At 61.2% G+C, this 20,733-nt stretch carries 18 protein-coding genes; 17 read left to right on the top strand and 1 reads right to left on the bottom strand.

What is annotated here, in order from left to right:
• The first annotated feature begins 49 nt into the window (after positions 1 to 49).
• The 4 genes from ABWV42_RS02790 to murD all read left to right on the top strand — a co-directional run bounded on the left by ABWV42_RS02790 (position 50) and on the right by murD (position 5,683).
• Positions 50 to 1,531 carry a UDP-N-acetylmuramoyl-L-alanyl-D-glutamate--2,6-diaminopimelate ligase gene (locus tag ABWV42_RS02790; RefSeq protein ID WP_353338805.1) on the top strand — a complete coding sequence of 494 codons (1,482 nt, stop codon included), beginning with the start codon at positions 50 to 52 and terminating at the stop codon, positions 1,529 to 1,531.
• Positions 1,528 to 2,973, top strand: a complete 1,446-nt coding sequence (locus tag ABWV42_RS02785) for a UDP-N-acetylmuramoyl-tripeptide--D-alanyl-D-alanine ligase (RefSeq protein WP_353338804.1) — start codon at positions 1,528 to 1,530, stop codon at positions 2,971 to 2,973. The genes ABWV42_RS02790 and ABWV42_RS02785 overlap by 4 nt, the downstream gene beginning before the upstream one ends.
• The gene (mraY, locus tag ABWV42_RS02780; protein WP_353338803.1) at positions 2,974 to 4,056 is read left to right on the top strand and encodes a phospho-N-acetylmuramoyl-pentapeptide-transferase; all 1,083 of its coding nucleotides are present in this window, start codon (positions 2,974 to 2,976) and stop codon (positions 4,054 to 4,056) included.
• Positions 4,057 to 4,276: 220 nt separating this feature from the next.
• Entirely contained in the window at positions 4,277 to 5,683 is a 1,407-nt protein-coding gene (murD, locus tag ABWV42_RS02775; protein ID WP_353338802.1) for a UDP-N-acetylmuramoyl-L-alanine--D-glutamate ligase, read from the top strand.
• Positions 5,684 to 5,685: 2 nt separating this feature from the next.
• Here the strand turns inward: murD and ABWV42_RS02770 are convergent, their stop codons facing one another.
• A complete protein-coding gene (locus tag ABWV42_RS02770; protein WP_353338801.1) occupies positions 5,686 to 6,873 on the bottom strand; it encodes a BaiN/RdsA family NAD(P)/FAD-dependent oxidoreductase in 1,188 nt (395 codons plus the stop codon).
• Between the two features lie 152 nt (positions 6,874 to 7,025).
• On the opposite strand from ABWV42_RS02770, the gene ABWV42_RS02765 reads away from it, so the two are divergent.
• The 13 genes from ABWV42_RS02765 (at position 7,026) to ABWV42_RS02705 (ending at position 20,704) form a co-directional block, all read left to right on the top strand.
• A complete protein-coding gene (locus tag ABWV42_RS02765) occupies positions 7,026 to 8,192 on the top strand; it encodes a peptidoglycan glycosyltransferase FtsW (RefSeq protein WP_353338800.1) in 1,167 nt (388 codons plus the stop codon).
• Positions 8,189 to 9,286, top strand: a complete 1,098-nt coding sequence (locus ABWV42_RS02760) for a UDP-N-acetylglucosamine--N-acetylmuramyl-(pentapeptide) pyrophosphoryl-undecaprenol N-acetylglucosamine transferase (RefSeq protein ID WP_353338799.1) — start codon at positions 8,189 to 8,191, stop codon at positions 9,284 to 9,286. Before ABWV42_RS02765 ends, ABWV42_RS02760 begins: the two co-directional genes overlap by 4 nt.
• Before the next feature lie 3 nt (positions 9,287 to 9,289).
• Positions 9,290 to 10,687 carry a UDP-N-acetylmuramate--L-alanine ligase gene (murC, locus tag ABWV42_RS02755; RefSeq protein WP_353338798.1) on the top strand — a complete coding sequence of 466 codons (1,398 nt, stop codon included), beginning with the start codon at positions 9,290 to 9,292 and terminating at the stop codon, positions 10,685 to 10,687.
• Between the two features lie 96 nt (positions 10,688 to 10,783).
• Positions 10,784 to 11,971 carry an APC family permease gene (locus tag ABWV42_RS02750; RefSeq protein ID WP_353338797.1) on the top strand — a complete coding sequence of 396 codons (1,188 nt, stop codon included), beginning with the start codon at positions 10,784 to 10,786 and terminating at the stop codon, positions 11,969 to 11,971.
• Entirely contained in the window at positions 11,968 to 12,222 is a 255-nt protein-coding gene (locus ABWV42_RS02745) for a DUF2484 family protein (protein ID WP_353338796.1), read from the top strand. The genes ABWV42_RS02750 and ABWV42_RS02745 overlap by 4 nt, the downstream gene beginning before the upstream one ends.
• Positions 12,219 to 12,470 (top strand): DUF2484 family protein, encoded by a 252-nt coding sequence (locus ABWV42_RS02740; RefSeq protein ID WP_255105180.1) that lies wholly within the window; start codon positions 12,219 to 12,221, stop codon positions 12,468 to 12,470. The genes ABWV42_RS02745 and ABWV42_RS02740 overlap by 4 nt, the downstream gene beginning before the upstream one ends.
• 66 nt (positions 12,471 to 12,536) lie before the next feature.
• Complete coding sequence (gene murB / locus ABWV42_RS02735) at positions 12,537 to 13,463, top strand: UDP-N-acetylmuramate dehydrogenase (RefSeq protein WP_353338795.1); 927 nt, start codon at positions 12,537 to 12,539, stop codon at positions 13,461 to 13,463.
• Positions 13,464 to 13,548: 85 nt separating this feature from the next.
• Positions 13,549 to 14,463, top strand: coding sequence for a D-alanine--D-alanine ligase (locus ABWV42_RS02730; RefSeq protein WP_353338794.1), 915 nt, complete (start codon positions 13,549 to 13,551; stop codon positions 14,461 to 14,463).
• Positions 14,451 to 15,323, top strand: a complete 873-nt coding sequence (locus ABWV42_RS02725) for a cell division protein FtsQ/DivIB (protein WP_353338793.1) — start codon at positions 14,451 to 14,453, stop codon at positions 15,321 to 15,323. Before ABWV42_RS02730 ends, ABWV42_RS02725 begins: the two co-directional genes overlap by 13 nt.
• Positions 15,324 to 15,325: 2 nt before the next feature.
• A complete protein-coding gene (ftsA, locus tag ABWV42_RS02720; protein WP_255105190.1) occupies positions 15,326 to 16,660 on the top strand; it encodes a cell division protein FtsA in 1,335 nt (444 codons plus the stop codon).
• Between the two features lie 323 nt (positions 16,661 to 16,983).
• Positions 16,984 to 18,609 carry a cell division protein FtsZ gene (ftsZ, locus tag ABWV42_RS02715; protein WP_353338792.1) on the top strand — a complete coding sequence of 542 codons (1,626 nt, stop codon included), beginning with the start codon at positions 16,984 to 16,986 and terminating at the stop codon, positions 18,607 to 18,609.
• Positions 18,610 to 18,816: 207 nt separating this feature from the next.
• Positions 18,817 to 19,737: a UDP-3-O-acyl-N-acetylglucosamine deacetylase gene (lpxC, locus tag ABWV42_RS02710; protein WP_255105196.1), complete on the top strand. Its 921-nt coding sequence runs from the start codon at positions 18,817 to 18,819 to the stop codon at positions 19,735 to 19,737.
• Between the two features lie 109 nt (positions 19,738 to 19,846).
• Positions 19,847 to 20,704 carry an outer membrane protein assembly factor BamD gene (locus tag ABWV42_RS02705; RefSeq protein ID WP_353338791.1) on the top strand — a complete coding sequence of 286 codons (858 nt, stop codon included), beginning with the start codon at positions 19,847 to 19,849 and terminating at the stop codon, positions 20,702 to 20,704.
• The last annotated feature ends 29 nt before the right edge of the window (positions 20,705 to 20,733 follow it).

Raw genomic sequence — 20,733 nt, 5'->3', positions numbered from 1 at the left:
GCCGACCTCTGACATGCGATCCTCAAAAGCCGAACCAAGGGCAGAGCAGATGGCAGCAGATTCCAAACCCCTCCATGAACTCGGGCTGACGGCTGCCGCCGGACGCGATCCGCAGATCACCGGCCTTGCGGTTGACAGTCGCGAGGTGAAAGAGGGCTTCCTGTTTGCTGCCCTTCCCGGCACCCGCGTGCATGGTGGCGAATTCATCCAGTATGCACTGCGCATGGGGGCCGCTGCCGTCCTGACCGATCCCGAAGGGGCCGAGATTGCCCGCGGCGAACTCGATGCCTCTGATGCCGCGCTGATCGTGGCCGAAGACCCGCGCCAGACCCTCGCCATGACGGCTGCGCTGTGGTTTGGCGAACAGCCCGGTATCATGGCCGCCGTCACCGGCACCAACGGCAAGACCTCGGTCTCGACCTTCCTGCGCATGATCTGGCAGGAAATGGGGCTTGAGGCGATCAACCTTGGCACCACTGGGGTCGAGGGCGACTTTACCGCGCCCCTGAACCACACCACGCCCGAACCGATCACCCTGCACCGCACGCTCAAGGCCGCCTGTGAGGCGGGGGTTGAGTTTGCCGCGATGGAGGCCTCCTCCCACGGCCTTGAACAGCGCCGCCTTGACGGGGTGCAGCTGCGGGCCGCCGGTTTCACCAACTTCACGCAGGATCACCTCGACTATCACGAGACCTTTGACGACTATTTCGACGCCAAGGCCGGGTTATTTGCCCGTGTCCTGCCCGAAGACGGTGTTGCCGTGATCAACATCGACGATCCCCGCGGCGTCGACATGGCCGCCATTGCGCGCGCCCGTGGCCAGGAGGTGATCACCGTTGGCCGCGATGGGGCCGATCTCAACCTTGATGCCCAGCGTCTCGACAGCACCGGCCAGGACATCCGATTTACCTTCCGCGGCAAGGCCTATACCGCGCGCCTTAACCTGATTGGCGGTTTTCAGGCCGAGAACGTTCTCTTGGCCGCTGGCCTCGCCATCGCCTGTGGGGCCGAGCCGGAACGCGTGTTCGAAGTGCTGCACGAGCTGAAAACCGTCCGTGGCCGGATGCAGCTTGCCGCCACCCGCGAAAACGGCGCAGCAGTGTTTGTCGACTACGCACATACGCCCGATGCGGTGGAAACCGCGCTCAAGGCGATGCGCCCGCATGTGATGGGCCGCCTTGTCGCCATCGTCGGCGCCGGGGGCGACCGCGATGCAGGCAAGCGCCCGCTGATGGGGGCTGCGGCCACCGCCAACGCGGATGTGGTCTTTGTGACCGACGACAACCCGCGCACCGAAGACCCCGCCGCCATCCGCGCCATGGTCATGGAAGGCGCCCCCGGTGCCACCGAAGTGGGCGACCGCGCCGAGGCCATCCTGCGTGCCGTGGATGCGCTGCAACCGGGCGATGCCCTGCTGATTGCGGGCAAGGGGCATGAGACCGGGCAGATCGTCGGCGATGACGTGTTGCCCTTTGATGATTGTGAACAGGCAAGTGTGGCCGTCTCCGCACTGGATGGAGGGATCGCATGAGCCTTTGGACCGCGAAGGACGCCGCCGCCGCCACCGGCGGCACCGCCACGACCGATTGGGAAGTAAACGGCGTTTCGATCGACACCCGCACCATTGCCAAGGGCGATCTGTTTGTTGCCTTGACTGCGGCCCGTGACGGCCATGATTTTGTCGCGCAGGCGCTTGAGAAGGGCGCCGCCGCCGCGCTCGTGTCGCGCATCCCCGAAGGTGTTGCCCCGGATGCACCGCTGCTGATCGTCGATGACGTGCTGGAAGGGCTTGAGAAACTGGGGCAGGCGGCGCGTGCCCGCACCGATGCGCGTGTGGTTGCCGTGACCGGCTCGGTCGGCAAGACCTCGACCAAGGAAATGCTGCGCTCGGTGCTGGAGGGGCAGGGGCGCACCCATGCCTCTGTCGCCAGCTACAACAACCATTGGGGCGTGCCGCTGACGCTGGCGCGGATGCCCGCAGACACCGAATTCGCGGTGATCGAGATCGGCATGAACCACCCCGGCGAAATCGCACCGCTGGCCCGTTTTGCGCGCCCGCATGTGGCGATTGTTACCACCGTGGCCGCCGTGCACCTCGAGGCCTTTGAAAGCGTCGAGGGCATCGCCCGCGAAAAGGCGTCGATCTGTGAAGGTCTGGAACCGGGTGGCCTTGCGATCCTGAACGGCGACGTCGACACCGCCGCGATCCTGACCGACACCGCCAAGGCACTTGGGTTCGACGCGCAGACCTTTGGCGAGGCCGACACTGCGACCCACCGCGCCACCGAGATCACGCTACAGGACGACACAACCGTGGCCCGCGCGGTCACCAGCGGCACCCCGATCCTGTTCAAGGTCGGCTCTGCCGGTCGCCACTTTGCAATCAACGCCCTTGCGGTTCTGGCCGCAACCGAAGCCATGGGTGGCGATCTGGCCAGGGCCATCATCGACCTTGGCCATTGGCGCCCCGGTGGCGGGCGTGGCGCACGCGAGACCATCCTGCTTGATCCGGTGGAAACCGACCGGACGCTGACCCTGCTGGACGATGCCTATAACGCCAACCCCACCTCGATGGGGGCCGCGCTTGAAGTTCTGGCTGCCGCCGAGGTCCAGAACGGCATCGGCCGCATCGGCAAGGGACGCCGCATCGCCTTTGTTGGTGACATGAAGGAACTGGGGCCGCAGGAAAACGCCATGCACGCGGCACTTGCCGATCTTCCGGCGATGGATGCCATCGACACCGTGCATTGCATTGGTCCGCTGATGAAACATCTCCACGACGCGCTACCGATGGACAAACGCGGCGAATGGCGAGAAACCAGCGCAGAACTCGCGCCAAAGGTGCGAAATCTGCTTGATGCAGGCGATTGTGTGCTTGCCAAGGGCTCTTTGTCGATGGGGCTTGCGCAAATTGTTGACGCGATCCGCAAATTGGGTCATCCCGCCCCGCAATCGAATAACGAGGACGCATAAATGCTCTATTGGCTCACCGAATTGTCGGATGGCGGCGATTTCTTCAATCTGTTCCGCTATATCACCTTCCGCGCCGGTGGTGCCTTCATGACAGCCCTGATCTTCGGCTTCATCTTTGGCCGTCCGCTGATCGACGTGCTGCGCCGCAAGCAGGGCAAGGGTCAGCCGATCCGCGAAGACGGCCCAGAGGGCCACTTTGTCAAGGCAGGGACGCCGACGATGGGCGGCTTGCTGATCGTCGGTGCGCTTGTGACCTCGACGCTGCTGTGGGCGCGGCTGGACAACGGGTTTGTCTGGATGGTCCTCTTCGTGACGCTGGCCTACGGCCTGATCGGCTTTGCCGACGATTACGCCAAGGTCTCCAAGCAGAACACCGCCGGTGTTTCGGGCAAGGTACGTCTGGCGCTTGGCTTTGCCATTGCCGCGCTGGCGGCGTGGTGGGGCACCTACCTGCAACCGGAAGAGATGCAGATGCACCTTGCGCTGCCCTTCTTCAAGGACGCGCTTATCAACCTTGGCTTCTTCTTTGTGCCCTTTGCGATGATCGTGATCGTTGGGTCGGCCAATGCCGTGAACCTGACCGACGGCCTTGATGGTCTGGCCATCATGCCGGTGATGATCGCCGCAGGCACGCTGGGCATCATCGCCTATGCCGTGGGCCGCGTCGACTTTACCGAATACCTTGACGTGCACTACGTGCCGGGCACTGGTGAAATCCTGATCTTTACCGCAGGCATTGCCGGCGGTGGTCTTGGCTTCCTGTGGTACAACGCACCGCCCGCCGCCGTCTTCATGGGCGACACCGGATCTCTTGCTCTGGGCGGTGCCCTTGGTGCCATCGCCGTGGCCACCAAACACGAGCTGGTTCTGGGCATCGTCGGCGGCCTCTTCGTGGTCGAGGCGCTCTCGGTCATCATCCAGGTGCTCTATTTCAAGCGCACCGGCAAACGGGTCTTCCTGATGGCCCCGATCCACCACCACTACGAGAAAAAGGGCTGGTCCGAACCGCAGATCGTGATCCGTTTCTGGATCATCGCCCTGATCCTCGCGATGGTCGGATTGGCAACGCTGAAAGTACGGTAAAGATACGGGCGGGGTTTCCCGCCCTTTTCATTTCCATATCCCTGCGCACGCCCGATTAACCCGCTGTTGGAACGGTCCCCGCACCTCCGCAATACCGACGTTATACCGACGCAAAACCGATGCCCGTTTTGCAGAAATGCAGCCCGTTAACTTGCGTCCCTGCGCCGGGGCGGGCATTGTCTCGGCCAAGACAAACACGGCAGGACAAGAGGGCCAGACCATGATTCCAGTCACCGGCTACACAGGTGCAAACGTTGCGGTTCTGGGCCTTGGCCGCTCGGGCCTCGCCACCGCGCGGGCGCTGCGCGAAGGCGGTGCGATCCCGGTCTGCTGGGATGACAATCCCGCCGCCCGCGAGACCGCAGAGGGCGAGGGGTTCACCTGCCAGAACCTTTTGAAACAAGGCGCGTTTGACGACATCGCCTGCCTGATCGTCAGCCCCGGTATCCCGCATCTCTATCCCGAACCGAACCCCGTGGTCGCCGCCGCCCTTGCTGCGCGCGTGCCGGTCGACAACGACATCGGCCTGTTCTTCCGCTCCTTCGCCACGCGCGAGTGGGAAAACTATGACGTCACCCCCAAGGTGGTCGCGGTGACGGGATCGAACGGCAAATCCACCACCTCTGCGCTGATCCATCACGTGCTTGATCAGGCCGGTCGTCGCACCCAGTTGGCTGGCAACATCGGCCGTGGTGTGCTGGATATCGAACCGGCCGAAGACGGTGAAGTCGTGGTGCTGGAGCTGTCCTCATACCAGACCGATCTGGCCCGCCACCTGACGCCGGATATTGCCGTGTTTTCAAACCTTTCACCTGATCATCTGGATCGCCACGGCGGCATGGGTGGCTATTTCGCCGCCAAGCGCCGCCTGTTCGCCGAAGGTGGGCCGGACCGTGCCATTGTCGGCGTCGACGAGATGGAAGGCCAGTTCCTTGCCAACCAGCTATCTATGGGGCCCGCCGACGACCGCGTGATCCCGATTTCCGTCGAACGCAAACTCACCGGCCCCGGCTGGCAAGTGTTTGCGAAAAAGGGCTTCCTGTCCGAATACCGCAAGGGCCGTCAGGCGGGGTCCATCGACCTGCGCGCCATCAAGGGGCTGCCGGGGGAACACAACCACCAGAACGCCTGCGCCGCTTATGCAGTCTGCCGTGCGCTTGGCCTTGCGCCACGGGTGATCGAGGCGGGTTTTGCCTCGTTCGGAGGCCTGCCGCACCGCTCGCAGATCGTGGCAGAGGCGGGGGGCGTGACCTATGTCAACGACAGCAAGGCGACGAACGTGGACGCGGCGAGCAAGGCCCTGAAGGCGTTCAAGAAGATCCGCTGGATCTGTGGTGGTTTGGAAAAGGAAGGCGGGCTTGGCGACCTTCCGGACCATGCGGGCGAGGTGATCAAGGCCTATGTGATCGGCCGCGAAGCCGCCGGTTTTGCTATGCAGCTGAAAGGGGTCGAGGCCGAGGTTTGCACCACGATGGACATCGCCGTGGCCCGCGCCGTCGAAGATGCGCAGGACGGCGAGGTTGTCCTCCTCGCTCCGGCGGCGGCCAGTTTTGACCAGTACAACAGCTTTGAACGGCGCGGCGAGGACTTTGTCCGCCTCGTTAAGGAGTTGGTAGGCGGTTCGTGATCTTATGATGCGTGTTTGGTTCGGATGGCCGTTCCGGCGGCCCAGCCCGAACTCCACGCCCATTGAAAGTTGAAACCGCCCAGCCAGCCGGTGACATCAACCGCTTCGCCAATGGCATAAAGGCCGGGAACGGTTTTGGCCTCCATGGTTTTTGACGACAGGGCATCGGTGTCGATCCCGCCCAGCGTGACTTCGGCAGTGCGATATCCTTCGGTTCCTGCGGGCGTCATCTCCCAGCCGTGCAACTGATCTGCCAGCGCCTGCAACGCCTTGTCGGACTGATCGGCAAGGTTGCCTTTAAGCGCCCAGACCTCGCCCAGATGATCGGCAAGACGCGCCGGAAGCAGATGGCCCAGAACCGTGTGCATCTGCCGCCGCCCGTCTGTCTGCCGCTTGGCTTTCAGGGCCTCAAAGGCGTTCCCGTCCGGAAGAAGGTTGACCGTGATCGCTTCGCCCTCGCGCCAGTAGGAGCTGATCTGGAGCATCGAGGGGCCGGACAGGCCGCGATGGGTAAACAGCAGCGCCTCGTCAAAGCTCTTGCCACCCGCCGAGGCACGCACGGGCAGGGCCGTGCCGGAGAGGGGTTTGAACCGCCCGTCAGGAAAGGTAAACGGCACCAGACCGGCCCGCGTGGGCAGGATGTTCAGCCCGAATTGCCGTGCAATATCATAGGCCAGACCGGTAGCGCCCATCTTGGGGATGGATTTGCCGCCGGTGGCCAGAACAAGGTTGGTGGCCCTGAATGTGGCGGGCTTGCCGTGCTGTTCGGTTTCCACAACAAAGCCCGACCCATCCTGTGTCACGGCCGTGATCGTGGTCTCAAGCCGCAGTTCGGCCCCGGCCTTGGTCATCTCATCCCGCAGCATGGCGATGATGTCCTTGGCGCTGTTGTCGCAGAACAGCTGACCAAGGGTTTTTTCGTGATAGGCGATCCCATGCCGCGCGACGAGGTCGATGAAATCCCATTGCGTATAACGGCTTAGCGCGGATTTGCAGAAGTGCGGGTTGGCGGAGAGAAAGTTCTCGGGGCCGGCATACATGTTGGTGAAGTTGCAGCGCCCGCCGCCGGAAATGCGGATCTTTTCGCCTGGCGCCTTGGCGTGATCCAGCACAAGCGTGCGCCCGCCCGTGTGGGCCGCGCACATCATGCCGGCCGCACCGGCGCCAAGGATGATCGTGTCATAACGCATGGGCGCGGCCTGCCTGATTGGCGGGCGCGGGTCAAGGGGGCGGAGAATTGCCTTCGTTACAAAGCGATTCTTTGCTTTGGCGAATCGCCGTGGTATGATCCCGCACAGACCCGGAAAACGGGCGTTTTGAGGCACAGATCGGCAGGTTTCCGATGACAGAAATGGTATATGGTTCGCTCCCCGTGCAACGCGGTGAGCCGGTTCTCCCGAAATGGTGGCGGACGCTGGACAAGTGGACACTTGTCGCGATCCTGCTTTTGTTCGGGGTTGGTATCCTGCTTGGCATGGCGGCCTCGCCGCCGCTGGCCGCCAAGAACGGCTTTTCGGCCTTCCACTACGTACAGAAACAAGTGATCTTTGGCGGCATGGCGCTGATGGCCATGCTGATCACCTCGATGATGAGCCCGACCCTGGTGCGGCGTCTCGCGGTGATCGGATTTATCATTACATTCATTGCCTTGCTGGGGCTGCCGTTCTTTGGCACCGACTTTGGCAAGGGCGCGGTACGGTGGTATTCGCTTGGCTTTGCCTCGCTTCAGCCTTCGGAGTTCCTGAAACCCGGTTTCGTGGTGGTGGCTGCCTGGATGATGGCCGCCAACGAAGAGATCAATGGCCCTCCGGGGCGGCTCTGGTCGTTCATGCTGATGGTGACGATCGTGATCGTCCTCGCCCTGCAACCCGACTTTGGCCAGGCCTGCCTGATCCTGTTTGGCTGGGCGGTGATGTATTTCATCTCCGGTGCGCCGATGCTGCTGATCGTTGGCATCATCGTGTCGATCTATCCGGCCGCGCGCTTTGCCTATAACAACTCGGAACACTTTGCCCGCCGCATTGATGGCTTTCTGGACCGGTCCATCGACCCCACGACACAGCTTGGCTATGCGACCAACGCCATCCGCGAAGGCGGTCTTTACGGTGTCGGGGTGGGCGAGGGGCAGGTGAAATGGTCACTGCCCGATGCGCATACCGACTTTATCATCGCGGTTGCGGCAGAAGAATATGGCCTGCTGCTCGTGCTGGCGATCATCCTGCTTTATGCCACCATCGTTGTTCGGTCATTCTTCCGCCTGATGCGCGAACGCGATCCCTTTACCCGCCTTGCAGGCACCGGCCTTGCGGCCATGTTCGGGGTTCAGGCCTTCGTCAACATGGGCGTTGCCGTGCGTCTTTTGCCCGCGAAAGGCATGACTTTGCCGTTCGTAAGCTATGGCGGCTCATCTTTGATCGCAGGTGGTATTGCAGTCGGCATGCTTTTGGCGTTTACCCGCACCCGGCCTCAGGGCGAGATCGGTGATATTCTGCGGGGACGTGTGAGATGAGAAAACAGCCATTGCTGGTCATTGCGGCGGGCGGCACCGGGGGGCATATGTTCCCGGCGCAGGCGCTGGCCGAGGTGATGCTGCGCAAGGGGTGGCGGGTCAAGCTGACCACGGATGCCCGCGGCGCGCGTTATACCGGCGGCTTTCCGCATACTGTCGAGATCGAACAGGTGTCGTCGGCGACCTTTGCCCGGGGTGGGGCGCTGGCGAAACTGGCCGTGCCGTTCCGCATTCTGGGCGGTGTTCTTGCGACTTCGTTCAAACTCTACCGCGACCGCCCCGAAGTGGTGGTCGGCTTTGGTGGCTATCCCACCATTCCGGCGATGGGCGCGGCCTGGCTGTTGCGTCTTCCGCGCATGATCCACGAACAAAACGGCGTTCTGGGGCGTGTGAACCGCCTGTTTGCCTCGCGTGTGCATGGCGTAGCCTGTGGCACCTGGCCCACCGATCTTCCCGAAAACGTTGAGGGCATCCACGTTGGCAATCCGGTGCGCGGCGCCGTGCTTGAGCGTGCCGGTGCGGGCTATATCAGCCCCGGTGACTATCCGATGTCGATCCTCGTGATCGGCGGCAGCCAGGGCGCGCGCATCCTGTCCGACACGGTGCCGGGCGCGATTGCCTCCCTGCCGCCGGAAATCCTACGCAACATTCGCGTGGCGCATCAGGCGCGTGACGAGGATGGCGAGCGTGTCGCCGCATTTTATGCCGAACACGGCATCAGCGCCGATGTGCAGCCCTTTTTCCATGACGTGCCCGCCCGCATGAGCGAGGCGCAGCTTGTCATCTCGCGTTCGGGCGCATCGTCGGTGGCGGATATTTCTGTCATTGGCCGCCCCTCCATCCTGATCCCCTTTGCCGCCGCCACCGGCGATCACCAGACCGCGAATGCCCGTGGCCTGGTCGAGGCAGGCGGGGCCATTCGTATCCCTGAAAGCAAGCTCACCGTCGAGGCGCTGGCCGAACAGATCGCCCTGATCATCGGCAATCCGCGTGGCGCCACCCAGATGGCGCAGGCCGCCCTGTCGGTGGGCAAACCCGAGGCGACAGACAACCTTGTCGCGCTTGTGGAAATGCTGGCAAGCAAGGAAGAGTAAGACATGAACGCAGCAACCAAACTTCCCGGTGACGTCGGTCCCATCCACTTTGTCGGCATCGGCGGGATCGGTATGTCGGGCATCGCCGAGGTGCTGTTGAACCACGGTTATACCGTGCAGGGGTCTGACCTGAAGGCATCAAAGATCACCCAGCGTCTGGAAGAACACGGGGCCAAGGTCTTTGTCGGACAGGTGGCCGAGAACCTGCAAGACGCCGAAGTTGTTGTCATTTCCTCTGCGATCAAACCGGGCAATCCCGAGTTGGACGAAGCCCGTCGCCGCGGGCTTCCGGTGGTGCGCCGCGCCGAGATGCTGGCCGAGTTGATGCGCCTGAAGTCGAACATTGCCGTTGCGGGCACCCACGGCAAAACCACCACCACAACCATGGTCTCTGCGGTGCTGGACCACGGCAAGTTTGATCCCACCGTCGTCAACGGCGGCATCATCCACGCCTATGGATCGAATGCACGCGTTGGGGATGGCGAATGGATGGTGGTCGAGGCCGATGAGAGTGATGGTACCTTCAACCGCCTGCCGGCGACGATTGCCATCGTGACCAATATCGACCCTGAGCACATGGAACACTGGGGCACCGTCGAGGCGCTGCACAAGGGGTTTTACGACTTCGTGTCGAACATTCCCTTCTATGGTCTGGCGGTCTGCTGCACCGATGATCCGGATGTTCAGACCCTTGTGGGCAAGATTACAGATCGCCGTGTCGTGACCTTCGGATTCAATGCGCAGGCCGACGTGCGGGCGGTGAACCTGACCTATAAGGCCGGTGTCGCGCATTTCGACATCCAGCTGCAGAACGAAGGCACCGTGATCGAAGGTTGCACCCTGCCGATGCCGGGGGATCATAACGTTTCCAACGCTTTGTCGGCCGTGGCCATTGCCCGCCACCTTGGCATGAAACGCGCCGAGATCCGCGAGGCGCTGGCCAAGTTCGGTGGCGTGAACCGCCGGTTCACCAAGGTTGGCGAGTGGAAGGGTATCCCGATCATCGACGACTATGGCCACCACCCGGTTGAAATCGCCGCTGTTCTCAAGGCCGCGCGACAGGCCAGCGAGGGGCGCGTCATCGCCGTGCACCAGCCGCACCGCTATACGCGTCTGTCTTCGCTGTTCGAGGATTTCTGCTCGTGTTTCAACGAGGCGGATTTTGTCGGCATCGCCGAAGTCTTTGCCGCCGGTGAGGCACCCATTCCGGGGGCGACCCGCGATGATCTGGTGGCGGGGCTCGTGGCGCATGGCCATCGCCATGCGGTTGCGATCAACAATGAAGATGATCTTGAGGCGCTGGTGCGGGACAAGGCACAGCCGGGCGACATCGTTGTTTGCCTTGGGGCCGGTACCATCAGCGCATGGGCCAACGGGCTGTCCAAACGTCTGAACGGTTAGGCAACAATGTGGCCCACGCCGCCGCGTCGCCCTTGCATACCTTGATCGCAATCGAGAGACTTGCAGCAAGGGAATTTGGGCCAAGCGGGGCATGTGATGGCAGAGCACCTCAAACGGCGGATCGGTCTTGGGCTTCTGACAGCTTATGGTGTCGGGGTGATGATCGGGGCCGGTATTTACGTGTTGGTCGGCGCGGTTGCCGCCGACGCGGGCATCTGGGCCCCCTTGGCCTTTCTGGTGGCCGGTTTGATCGCGGCTCCGACGGCGCTGAGTTATTCCGAGTTTTCGACGCGTATTCCTGAAGCTGCCGGTGAGGCGGCCTATGTTGGCAAAGGGCTGAACTCACAGGTTTTGGCGGTCGTGATCGGTCTGGCCATCGTTGCGGCAGGCACCGTTTCCGCCGCAGCTGTGTTGCGGGGCGGCGTGGGCTATCTGACGCTTGTCGTGGATGTGCCCTATGTCGCGGCGCTTGTGGCAATCGCGCTTTTGCTGACGGGGGTGGCCGTGTTTGGGGTGATGGAAAGCCTTGCATTGGCTGCGATCTTTACGGTGATCGAACTGGTCGGGCTGGGTCTGGTGGTCTGGGCCGGAACCGCGGCCGAGCCGGTTGCCGACTGGGTCTCGCAGCCGGAGATTGTCTGGAGTGGGGTCGGGGCAGGGGCGGTTCTGGCCTTTTTTGCCTTCATCGGTTTCGAGGACATCGTGAACATGGCCGAGGAGGTCTCGGAGCCGGAGCGCACCATGCCACGCGCCATACTGATTGCGCTGGTTGTGACAACGATCATCTATGCCGTTGTGGCCTGGGTCACGGTGCGGGCCGTACCACTGGAGGCGCTTGGCAGCAGTGAACGCCCCTTGGCGCTTGTCTGGCAGGCGGGCACCGGCGGGGATGCCAAGTTCCTTTCAACGATTGCGGTCTTTGCGGCGTTGAACGGGGTTCTGGCGCAGATCGTCATGGCCTCGCGGGTTCTGTTCGGACTTGGCAAGCGCAATCCGTCGCTTGCCATCTTTCACCATGCGAACCCACGCACCGGCACACCTGTTCTGGCGACGGTTCTGGTTGGTGGCATGGTCCTGATCGGGGCGCTGGTTCTGAATGTCAGCCAGCTTGCGGAAATGACATCCTCCATCCTTCTGTCGGTCTTCGTGATCGTGAACCTTGCCCTGATTTTCGAGAAGCGTCGCAATCCCGAGGCACCGTTCCGCGTGCCGATGATCGTGCCCGTCGCGGGCCTTCTGCTGGCAGGGGCGGCGCTTGTCTTCAATATCCAGAGCGCCCTATGAGCCTGACCCTGATCCTTGCCTGCCTTTGGGTGCTTGCGGCGACGGGTGTCGCCGTGCTGCCGATGCGGCACCAGTATGCTCCGGGTGTCGGTCTGCTGATCCTCGCGCCGGTTCTGATCGGGGTGATCTGGTATGAGAACGGCATCTGGCTTGCGCTGGTCGCCGTTTTCGGATTTGTCTCTATGTTCCGGCGGCCGCTGCTCTATTTCTGGCGCAAGGCCCGCGGGGAAACATCGGAGACACCTGAATGAGCACACCTTTCACACTTGCGCTGATCTGGATGTTGGTTGCCAACGTCCGGGCCATGTTCCCAAGCAAGGATCACCACTGGCGGTTCGCCTATGCGATGATTGCGATCGGTCTGCCGATCCTGGCATGGCTCTGGTATGAAAACGGCGTGTGGATGGCGTTGGTCTTCCTGTTGGCGGGCATGTGGATCATGCGCTGGCCGGTGATCTATCTCTGGCGATGGGCAAAGCGGCAATTTGGGGCCGAATGAGCCTTGAGGGGCTTGCCTTGACCGGATCATTTCGCGCAAAAGGGCGCGAGTTTTCGGAGAGATTGCATGACCCAGATGCCCAGCCCGCGCGGCAAACTGACCCCAAACCGTGTGCTGGCTGATCTGACGTGGCTCCGCGTTGGCGGCGAGGCCGACTGGCTGTTCCAGCCTGCCGATGTGGAGGATCTCGCCGCGTTCCTGCGCGACTTGCCGGACGGGATCGAAGTGTTCCCGATGGGCGTGGGGTCGAACCTCATCGTGCGGGATGGTGGCTTGCGGGCTGTAGTGGTGCGCATGGGGCGTGGGTTCAACCAGATCGAGGTTGCGGGAAATCGGGTCACGGCGGGTGTGGCGGCGCTGGATGCGCATGTTGCCCGCAAGGCGGCAGAGGGCGGTGTCGATCTGACCTTCCTGCGCACCATCCCCGGCGCAATTGGGGGGGCTGTGCGGATGAACGCAGGCTGCTATGGCAGCTATGTTGCCGACGCTTTTGTCAGCGCCAAGGCCGTGACGCGCGCGGGCGAGGTTGTGACGCTGACGGCCGAAGACCTGAATTTCCAGTACCGGCAGACGGATTTGCCCGAGGGTTGGGTAATTGTTGAGGCCACGTTTGAAGGCCCGTCGGGTGATCCCGAAGAACTGGCGCAGCGCATGGAAGATCAACTGGCCAAGCGCGATGCGACCCAACCCACCAAGGACCGCACCGCAGGCAGCACCTTCCGCAATCCGGCGGGTTTTTCGTCAACCGGACGGGCGGATGACGTGCATGATCTGAAGGCCTGGAAGCTGATTGACGATGCCGGGATGCGCGGGGCGCAGGTTGGTGGCGCGCAAATGTCCGAGAAGCATTCCAACTTCATGATCAACGTCGGTGGCGCAACTGCCGCGGATCTGGAAAATCTTGGCGAAGAGGTTCGAAAAAAGGTTTTCCAAAACAGCGGAATAACGCTAGAATGGGAAATCAAGCGTGTTGGAGAACCGCGCGCACGATAATCCCCGGCCACAGGCACAATAACAAGGCCGGAATTGCAGAAAAAACAGGGCCTTAAGGTCCGGGGAAAACGAGGCACAGTCGGGTATGTCGAGCAGGGCAAACCCCAAAGTGGCGGTATTGATGGGTGGCCCCTCGGCCGAACGCGAGGTGTCACTGACGTCGGGTCGCGAATGCGCCGCCGCACTGCGGGATGGTGGATATGAGGTAATCGAGGTCGACGCCGGCCGCGATCTTGCCTTGCAGCTTTCTGAAATCAAACCTGATGTCGCCTTCAACGCGCTGCATGGCCGTTGGGGTGAAGATGGTTGTGTGCAGGGCATCCTTGAATGGATGGGTATTCCCTATACGCACTCCGGTGTGCTGGCTTCGGCCCTTGCGATGGATAAACAACGGTCGAAGGATGTGTACCGCGCCGCAGGTTTGCCCGTTGTCGATAGCGTGATCTGTCCCCGCGAAGAGGTGAAAGCGCGCCACGTGATTGCGCCGCCCTACGTGGTCAAGCCCAACAACGAAGGGTCGTCGGTTGGTGTCTACCTCGTCAACGAGGCCGCCAACAGCCCACCACAGCTTGCCGACGACATGCCGGATTTCGTGATGGTCGAGACCTTCGCGCCGGGGCGCGAGATGACAACCACCGTGATGGGGGATCGGGCGCTTGGGGTGACCGATATCCTGACCGACGGCTGGTATGACTATGACGCCAAGTACAAGACTGGCGGATCACGGCACGTGCTGCCCGCGGAAATTCCCACCGAGATTTACGACGCCTGCATGGACTATGCGGTGCGTGCGCATGAGGCCCTTGGCTGTCGCGGTGTGAGCCGCACCGATTTCCGCTGGGATGAAGAGCGGGGGCTTGAGGGTCTCATTCTTCTCGAAACCAACACCCAGCCCGGCATGACGCCAACCTCGCTGGCGCCGGAACAGGCGCAGTTGATTGGCATGAGTTTCAGCGAATTCTGTTCGTGGATGGTGGAGGACGCGTCTTGCAACAGGTAGGCGCCAAATGTGATCCGGCCCCATCCCGCTGGGTCTATCGCTACGAGCGGTTGATGCTGACGCCGCTGTTCCGCCTGTTTCTTCGGGCGGTTTTGCCGTTTGTCGTGGTGTTTGGTGCCGGCGCGATCTGGCTGTCGAGCGAAGAGCGCCGTGATACCCTGAATGCAGCGATCCACGATATCCGCACCAGCATAGAGACCCGCCCCGAATTCATGGTCAATGTCATGGCCATTGATGGCGCGAGTGCGGGCATTTCCGAAGATATTCGGGAAATCCTGCCAATCGACTTTCCAATCAGCTCGTTTGATCTGGACCTTGCGCAAATTCAGGACAGCATTTCGGGCCTGCCCGCCGTTGCCGGTGCAACCGTGCGTATCCGCCCAGGCGGGATCATGCAGATCACTGTAACCGAGCGTGATCCGGTGATCCTCTGGAGGTCGCAGGATGGTCTGGAACTGGTCGATAACGAGGGCTTTGTTGTGGCTCGCGCAGATAGTCGCGCCGCCCATGGCACCCTGCCGTTGATGGCCGGGAAGGGGGCGGAGAACCATGTTCCCGAAGCCCTGGCGCTTTACGATGCCGCGGGGCCGCTGTCGGGCAAGATGCGCGGCCTTGTGCGTGTGGGCGAGCGGCGCTGGGACGTGGTTCTGGAACGCAACCAGCGCATTCTTCTGCCCGAAGTGGGCGCCGTACAGGCGTTGGAACGCGTGATCGCACTAAATCAGGCGCAGGATCTTTTGGAGCGTGACCTTGCGATTGTCGATATGCGCATCGCGTCGCGCCCGACCATAAGAATAGCCCAAAGGGCAGTGGAAGAGTTGTGGCGTATTCGCCAGCTGCAGGTTGAAAAGAAAGAATAATAATGATCGAGCTTTACGAGTCCCAGAGAGCGATGCGCAACATGCGCAAGGCCGCAATGCAACGCGGGGTCGTTGCCATTCTGGATGTGGGAACATCCAAGATTGCCTGTCTTGTCCTGCGCTTCGATGGCACCGAGCGCCTGTCCGAGGTGGAAGGCATTGGTTCTATGGCGGGGCAAAGCGGGTTTCGTGTGATCGGTGCTGCGACAACCCGGTCGCGTGGCGTGCGGTTCGGCGAAATCGACGCGATGCAGGAAACAGAACGCGCTATCCGCACAGCCGTTCAGGCGGCGCAGAAGATGGCCAAGATCCGTGTCGATCACGTGATCGCCTGTTTCTCCGGTGCCGCGCCGCGCTCTTATGGTCTGGCGGGCAAGGTTGATCTTGAGGGACAGGTTGTCAGCGAACAGGATGTCGCGCGCGTTCTGGCATCCTGCGACGTGCCGGACTATGGCGATGACCGCGAGGTGCTGCACGCGCAGCCCGTGAACTTTGCGCTGGACCATCGCTCTGGCCTGTCCGATCCGCGCGGCCAGATGGGCCAGCAACTGACCACCGACATGCACATGCTGACGGTTGATGCGCCGGCAGTTCAGAACCTTGCGCATTGTGTCAAACGCTGTGATCTGGAACTGGCCGGTATTGCTTCGTCTTCCTATGTGTCCGGCATGTCGGCGCTGGTCGAGGACGAACAGGAACTTGGCGCGGCCTGTATCGACATGGGTGGTGGGTCGACGGGCTTGTCGATCTTCATGAAAAAGCACATGATTTATGCCGATGCGGTGCGCATGGGCGGCGATCACGTGACCTCAGACATTTCCATGGGCCTTCAGGTGCCTGCTGCTGCGGCGGAACGGATCAAGACCTTCTATGGCGGCGTGCATGCGACCGGCATGGATGATCGCGAGATGATCGAGCTTGAAGGGGATACCGGCGACTGGGAGCACGATCGTCGCACGGTGAGCCGCGCCGAGTTGATCGGGATCATGCGTCCGCGTGTCGAGGAAATCCTCGAAGAAGTACGCGCGCGTCTGGATGCGGCGGGGTTCGAATACCTGCCCAGCCAGAAGATTGTCCTGACCGGTGGCGGCAGCCAGATCCCGGGGCTGGATGGGTTGGCGTCAAAGATCCTTGGCCAGCAGGTACGCCTTGGGCGACCGATGCGTGTGCATGGTCTGCCGCAGGCGGCAACCGGTCCCGGATTCGCCAGTGCGGTTGGGATGTGTCTCTTTGCAACACATCCGCAAGATGAGTGGTGGGATTTTGACCTTCCGGTCGAACGTTACCCGGTTCGTTCGCTGATGCGGGCCATGAGATGGTTCCGGGATAACTGGTAACGGCGAATTTCCGCCCGTTGTCGCCGCTATGCCGGATTGGGCGAAATTGCGGGCGGAAAAATACATAATATCCTAGAGGGTTGCGCGAAATAGCTGATCTAAAAGGTTAAGATTTTTCCGCCAATTTTCCCGACTCCAGATATCGTCTTTCGAGCTAAATAGCGGGGCTTGAAGGGAAAAATCTCTATATTTTGCGGTGCTACGCGCTTTTTTGACGTGACGATTCCTGCTGCTTTGGATAATATCGCAAGCGAGTAGGGATAATAATCACCCGGAATTCGGGGCACATCACCCGAACACGGGAACAAGACAGGCGGAAAACCATGACTCTGAATCTGACTATGCCCGAGCAGGCGGACCTGAAGCCGCGCATCTCGGTTTTTGGTGTTGGTGGCGCAGGCGGTAACGCGGTCAACAACATGATTGAAAAGGCGCTGGAAGGTGTCGACTTTGTTGTCGCTAACACCGACGCGCAGGCGCTTCAGCAAAGCCGCTCCAAATCGCGCATCCAGCTTGGTGTGAAAGTCACCGAGGGCCTGGGCGCGGGCGCACGGGCAACCGTCGGCGCTGCGGCAGCCGAAGAAAGCATCGAACAGATTGTTGACCAGCTGGCCGGCGCGCACATGTGCTTTATCACGGCCGGTATGGGCGGTGGCACCGGTACCGGCGCGGCTCCGATCATCGCGCAGGCCGCGCGTGAGTTGGGTGTTCTGACCGTGGGTGTTGTCACCAAGCCGTTCCAGTTTGAGGGTGCCAAGCGGATGCGTCAGGCCGAAGAGGGTGTCGAAGCCCTTCAGAAGGTCGTGGACACGCTGATCATCATCCCGAACCAGAACCTGTTCCGTCTTGCGACTGAAAAAACCACCTTCACCGAGGCGTTCTCGCTTGCCGATGACGTTCTGTATCAGGGTGTGAAGGGCGTAACCGACCTTATGGTTCGTCCGGGCCTCATCAACCTCGACTTTGCCGACGTTCGCGCCGTAATGGACGAGATGGGCAAGGCGATGATGGGCACCGGCGAAGCCGAAGGCGAAGATCGTGCGATCCAGGCGGCCGAAAAGGCCATTGCCAACCCGCTGCTGGACGAAATCAGCCTGCGTGGCGCGCGTGGTGTTCTTATCAACATCACCGGCGGCCACGACCTGACCCTGTTCGAACTGGACGAAGCGGCCAACCGTATTCGCGAAGAGGTTGATCCCGACGCCAACATCATCGTGGGTTCGACGCTGGATGACACTCTGGATGGTGGCATGCGGGTTTCTGTGGTTGCGACCGGCATCGATGCTTCGGAAGTTCCGGCAGAACTGCCGGTGCGCCGTCCGATGTCCAAGCCACTGGCGACCCATGTTCTTGAAGAGCCCAAGGTTGAAGCTGCCCCGGTCGTAGAGGAAACCCCGGCCGTTGCCGAGGCTCCGGTTGAGGAAGAGCCCTCGCTCTTCAATGCGCTGGACGCAGAGCGTGCCGCGGCAGAAGACCAGATGGAAGATATCTTCGAAGAGGCTCCGGCCGCCGTGCAGCAGGATGATGATCTGCCGCCGCCCGCGTACCAGCCGCAGGTTGCCAGCTTCAACCCGCAGCCTGAAGCCTATGAAGAAGACGAACCCGAGACTTTCGTGGCACCCAAGGCCCGCCCTGTCGGCACCCCGTCGCCAGAAGTTCTTCAGCGCCTTCGCGCCGCTGCTGAAAAGGCACCTTCGGCCCCTGCGGCCCGCCCTGCGGCAGCTGTTGAACCCGAAGCCCCACTTCAGCAGCCGCGTGCTGAAGAGCCGAAGCGAGGTGGTTTCGGCCTGAACTCGCTGATTGGCCGCATGACCGGACACGGTGCGGAGACCGCGCCTCAGGCCGCACGTCAGCAGCCGACGGTTCAGGCAGTACAGTCGGAGCCCGAGTATGACGAGGATCAGGAGCGGATCGAGATCCCCGCTTTCCTGCGTCGCCAGGCAAACTAACGTAAAGAAACTACATTGAAAGGGCCGCCAAATTGGCGGCCTTTTTCTTTTCGTTTCAGGTGTTTACATGGGTGTGAGCGGCGATTTGCCGATTTGTTTCAGCGATGTTTCAGTCCGTTACAATGTTTGAATTGTGAAGCACTGCGCGACCAAGTAGGTCAGGATTGCGGTACCACTGGGGGCGTATCGCGCCATTCGGAGAAAAGCGTGCAACACACGGTCAAATCATCCATTCGCTTTACAGGGACAGGCCTGCACTCGGGTAAACCGGTTCACATGACGGTTCATCCGGCGTCTGCCGATTACGGCATCTGGTTCCGTCGGACGGATATTTTGATTGGTGACGCAATGATCCCCGCCCGCTGGGATGTGGTTGAACAAACCGCTCTGTGCACGCGGATTGTGAATGACGCTGGTGTGACCGTTTCCACCATCGAACACATCATGGCTGCACTCGCAGGTACCGGCGTTCACAATGCGCTGATTGAAATTGACGGCCCCGAGGTCCCGATTCTCGATGGCAGTTCGGCCGAGTTCGTTCGCGGGATCCTGCGTGCGGGCCTTGTTGGTCAACGCCAGCGCACCCGTGTGATCGAAATTCTCAAGCCGGTTTCCGTGACCCGTGGTGATGCGACTGCCTCGCTTGCACCGGCAAACGAAATGAAAATCGATTTTCACATCGATTTCGAGGATGAGGCCATCGGCGTTCAGGACAAGTCGCTTGTCATGGCCAACGGCAGCTTCGTACGCGAGCTTTGTGATAGCCGCACATTCTGCCGCAAGGCCGATGTCGACATGATGCACGCCAATGGCCTTGCCCTTGGAGGCACGCTGGAAAACGCGGTTGTGGTTGATGGTGCAGATGTTTTGAGCCCGGGTGGCCTGCGTCACCGTGACGAGGCCGTGCGCCACAAGATGCTGGATGCCTTGGGGGATCTGGCTTTGGCGGGGGCGCCGATTGTTGGTCAGTACGTTGGCCATCGTGCAGGCCACGCCCTGACCAATGCTCTCTTGCGCGAGCTTTTTGCGCATCCGGATGCGTATCGTTTCGTTGAAGTCGACGAAATGACGGCTGCGCGTCTGCCCGGTGCCGGCGTGCATATCGCAGAAATGCCTGCCGTCGCCTGAACTTGTCTGCGATTTCCTGCCAAAGACGTTTTGCACCGCGATTTTCTGTGCTAACAGCTTTTGAAAGGGCAGTGTTGGTCTGCCTTAACCGGATAAGAGGTTGTGCAGTATGACAGGTGTCGGATCGCGTTTGGGAGTTTGCGGTGCGATTCTCGCAACAACTTTGCTTGCCGCCTGTGGCAAAGGAAGTGTTGCCGATCAGGTGAAACGGGGCGAGTTGCCAATCGAATCGTTCTCGGCGGAACAGATTTATGAGCGCGGCGAATATGAGTTGACTGAAAACAACGAGGAAACCGCTGCCTTCTATTTTTCGGAAGTGGAACGTCTTTATCCCTATTCAGAGTTGGCCAAGCGGTCTCTGATCATGCAGGCCTTTTCCTACCACGAGGCTAAAGAATACGAGGATAGCCGCTCTGCCGCGCAGCGTTTCATCGACTTTTATCCGGCGGATGACGACGCGGCCTACGCGCAGTATCTTCTTGCCCTCAGTTATTATGACCAGATCGACGATGTTGGACGTGATCAGGGTCTGACCTTCCAGGCGCTGCAATCGCTGCGCACAGTGATCGAGAACTATCCCGACAGCGGCTATGCCAAGTCGGCCAAACTCAAGTTCGATCTCGCCTTTGACCACCTCGCTGGCAAGGAAATGGAAGTGGGGCGCTACTACTTGCGCCGTGACCACTTTGGTTCAGCCATCAAACGGTTCCGTGTTGTTGTTGAGGACTTCCAGACCACAACCCACACCCCCGAGGCGCTTCACCGTCTGGTCGAAGCCTATCTGTCTCTGGGCCTTGATGCAGAAGCCCAGACCGCTGGTGCAATCCTTGGTCACAACTACCGTTCGACCGAATGGTACGAAGACAGCTACAAGCTGCTGACGGGCCGTGGTCTCGAGTTGGAAGCGGCAAGCGATGGCTGGCTGAAACAAGTGTATCGCCAGACCGTGCAGGGCAGATGGCTCTGATCAACCCGGACAGGATCTGAGGTTGTCCC

Origin of the sequence: Pelagimonas sp. KU-00592-HH, assembly GCF_040369695.1 — a bacterium.
In the GTDB taxonomy this organism is placed as follows: Bacteria; Pseudomonadota; Alphaproteobacteria; order Rhodobacterales; family Rhodobacteraceae; genus Shimia.
The sequence above is the reverse complement of the archived record's forward strand: the minus strand, read 5'-3'. Positions and strand labels throughout refer to the sequence as shown.

Excerpts from the sequence above, each read along its gene's own strand:
- ABWV42_RS02790 (WP_353338805.1), top strand. The coding sequence starts at position 50 with ATGGCAGCAGATTCCAAACCCCTCCATGAACTCGGGCTGACGGCTGCC.
- ABWV42_RS02785 (WP_353338804.1), top strand. The coding sequence starts at position 1,528 with ATGAGCCTTTGGACCGCGAAGGACGCCGCCGCCGCCACCGGCGGCACC.
- mraY (WP_353338803.1), top strand. The coding sequence starts at position 2,974 with ATGCTCTATTGGCTCACCGAATTGTCGGATGGCGGCGATTTCTTCAAT.
- murD (WP_353338802.1), top strand. The coding sequence starts at position 4,277 with ATGATTCCAGTCACCGGCTACACAGGTGCAAACGTTGCGGTTCTGGGC.
- ABWV42_RS02770 (WP_353338801.1), bottom strand. The coding sequence starts at position 6,873 with ATGCGTTATGACACGATCATCCTTGGCGCCGGTGCGGCCGGCATGATG.
- ABWV42_RS02765 (WP_353338800.1), top strand. The coding sequence starts at position 7,026 with ATGACAGAAATGGTATATGGTTCGCTCCCCGTGCAACGCGGTGAGCCG.
- ABWV42_RS02760 (WP_353338799.1), top strand. The coding sequence starts at position 8,189 with ATGAGAAAACAGCCATTGCTGGTCATTGCGGCGGGCGGCACCGGGGGG.
- murC (WP_353338798.1), top strand. The coding sequence starts at position 9,290 with ATGAACGCAGCAACCAAACTTCCCGGTGACGTCGGTCCCATCCACTTT.
- ABWV42_RS02750 (WP_353338797.1), top strand. The coding sequence starts at position 10,784 with ATGGCAGAGCACCTCAAACGGCGGATCGGTCTTGGGCTTCTGACAGCT.
- ABWV42_RS02745 (WP_353338796.1), top strand. The coding sequence starts at position 11,968 with ATGAGCCTGACCCTGATCCTTGCCTGCCTTTGGGTGCTTGCGGCGACG.
- ABWV42_RS02740 (WP_255105180.1), top strand. The coding sequence starts at position 12,219 with ATGAGCACACCTTTCACACTTGCGCTGATCTGGATGTTGGTTGCCAAC.
- murB (WP_353338795.1), top strand. The coding sequence starts at position 12,537 with ATGACCCAGATGCCCAGCCCGCGCGGCAAACTGACCCCAAACCGTGTG.
- ABWV42_RS02730 (WP_353338794.1), top strand. The coding sequence starts at position 13,549 with ATGTCGAGCAGGGCAAACCCCAAAGTGGCGGTATTGATGGGTGGCCCC.
- ftsA (WP_255105190.1), top strand. The coding sequence starts at position 15,326 with ATGATCGAGCTTTACGAGTCCCAGAGAGCGATGCGCAACATGCGCAAG.
- ftsZ (WP_353338792.1), top strand. The coding sequence starts at position 16,984 with ATGACTCTGAATCTGACTATGCCCGAGCAGGCGGACCTGAAGCCGCGC.
- ABWV42_RS02705 (WP_353338791.1), top strand. The coding sequence starts at position 19,847 with ATGACAGGTGTCGGATCGCGTTTGGGAGTTTGCGGTGCGATTCTCGCA.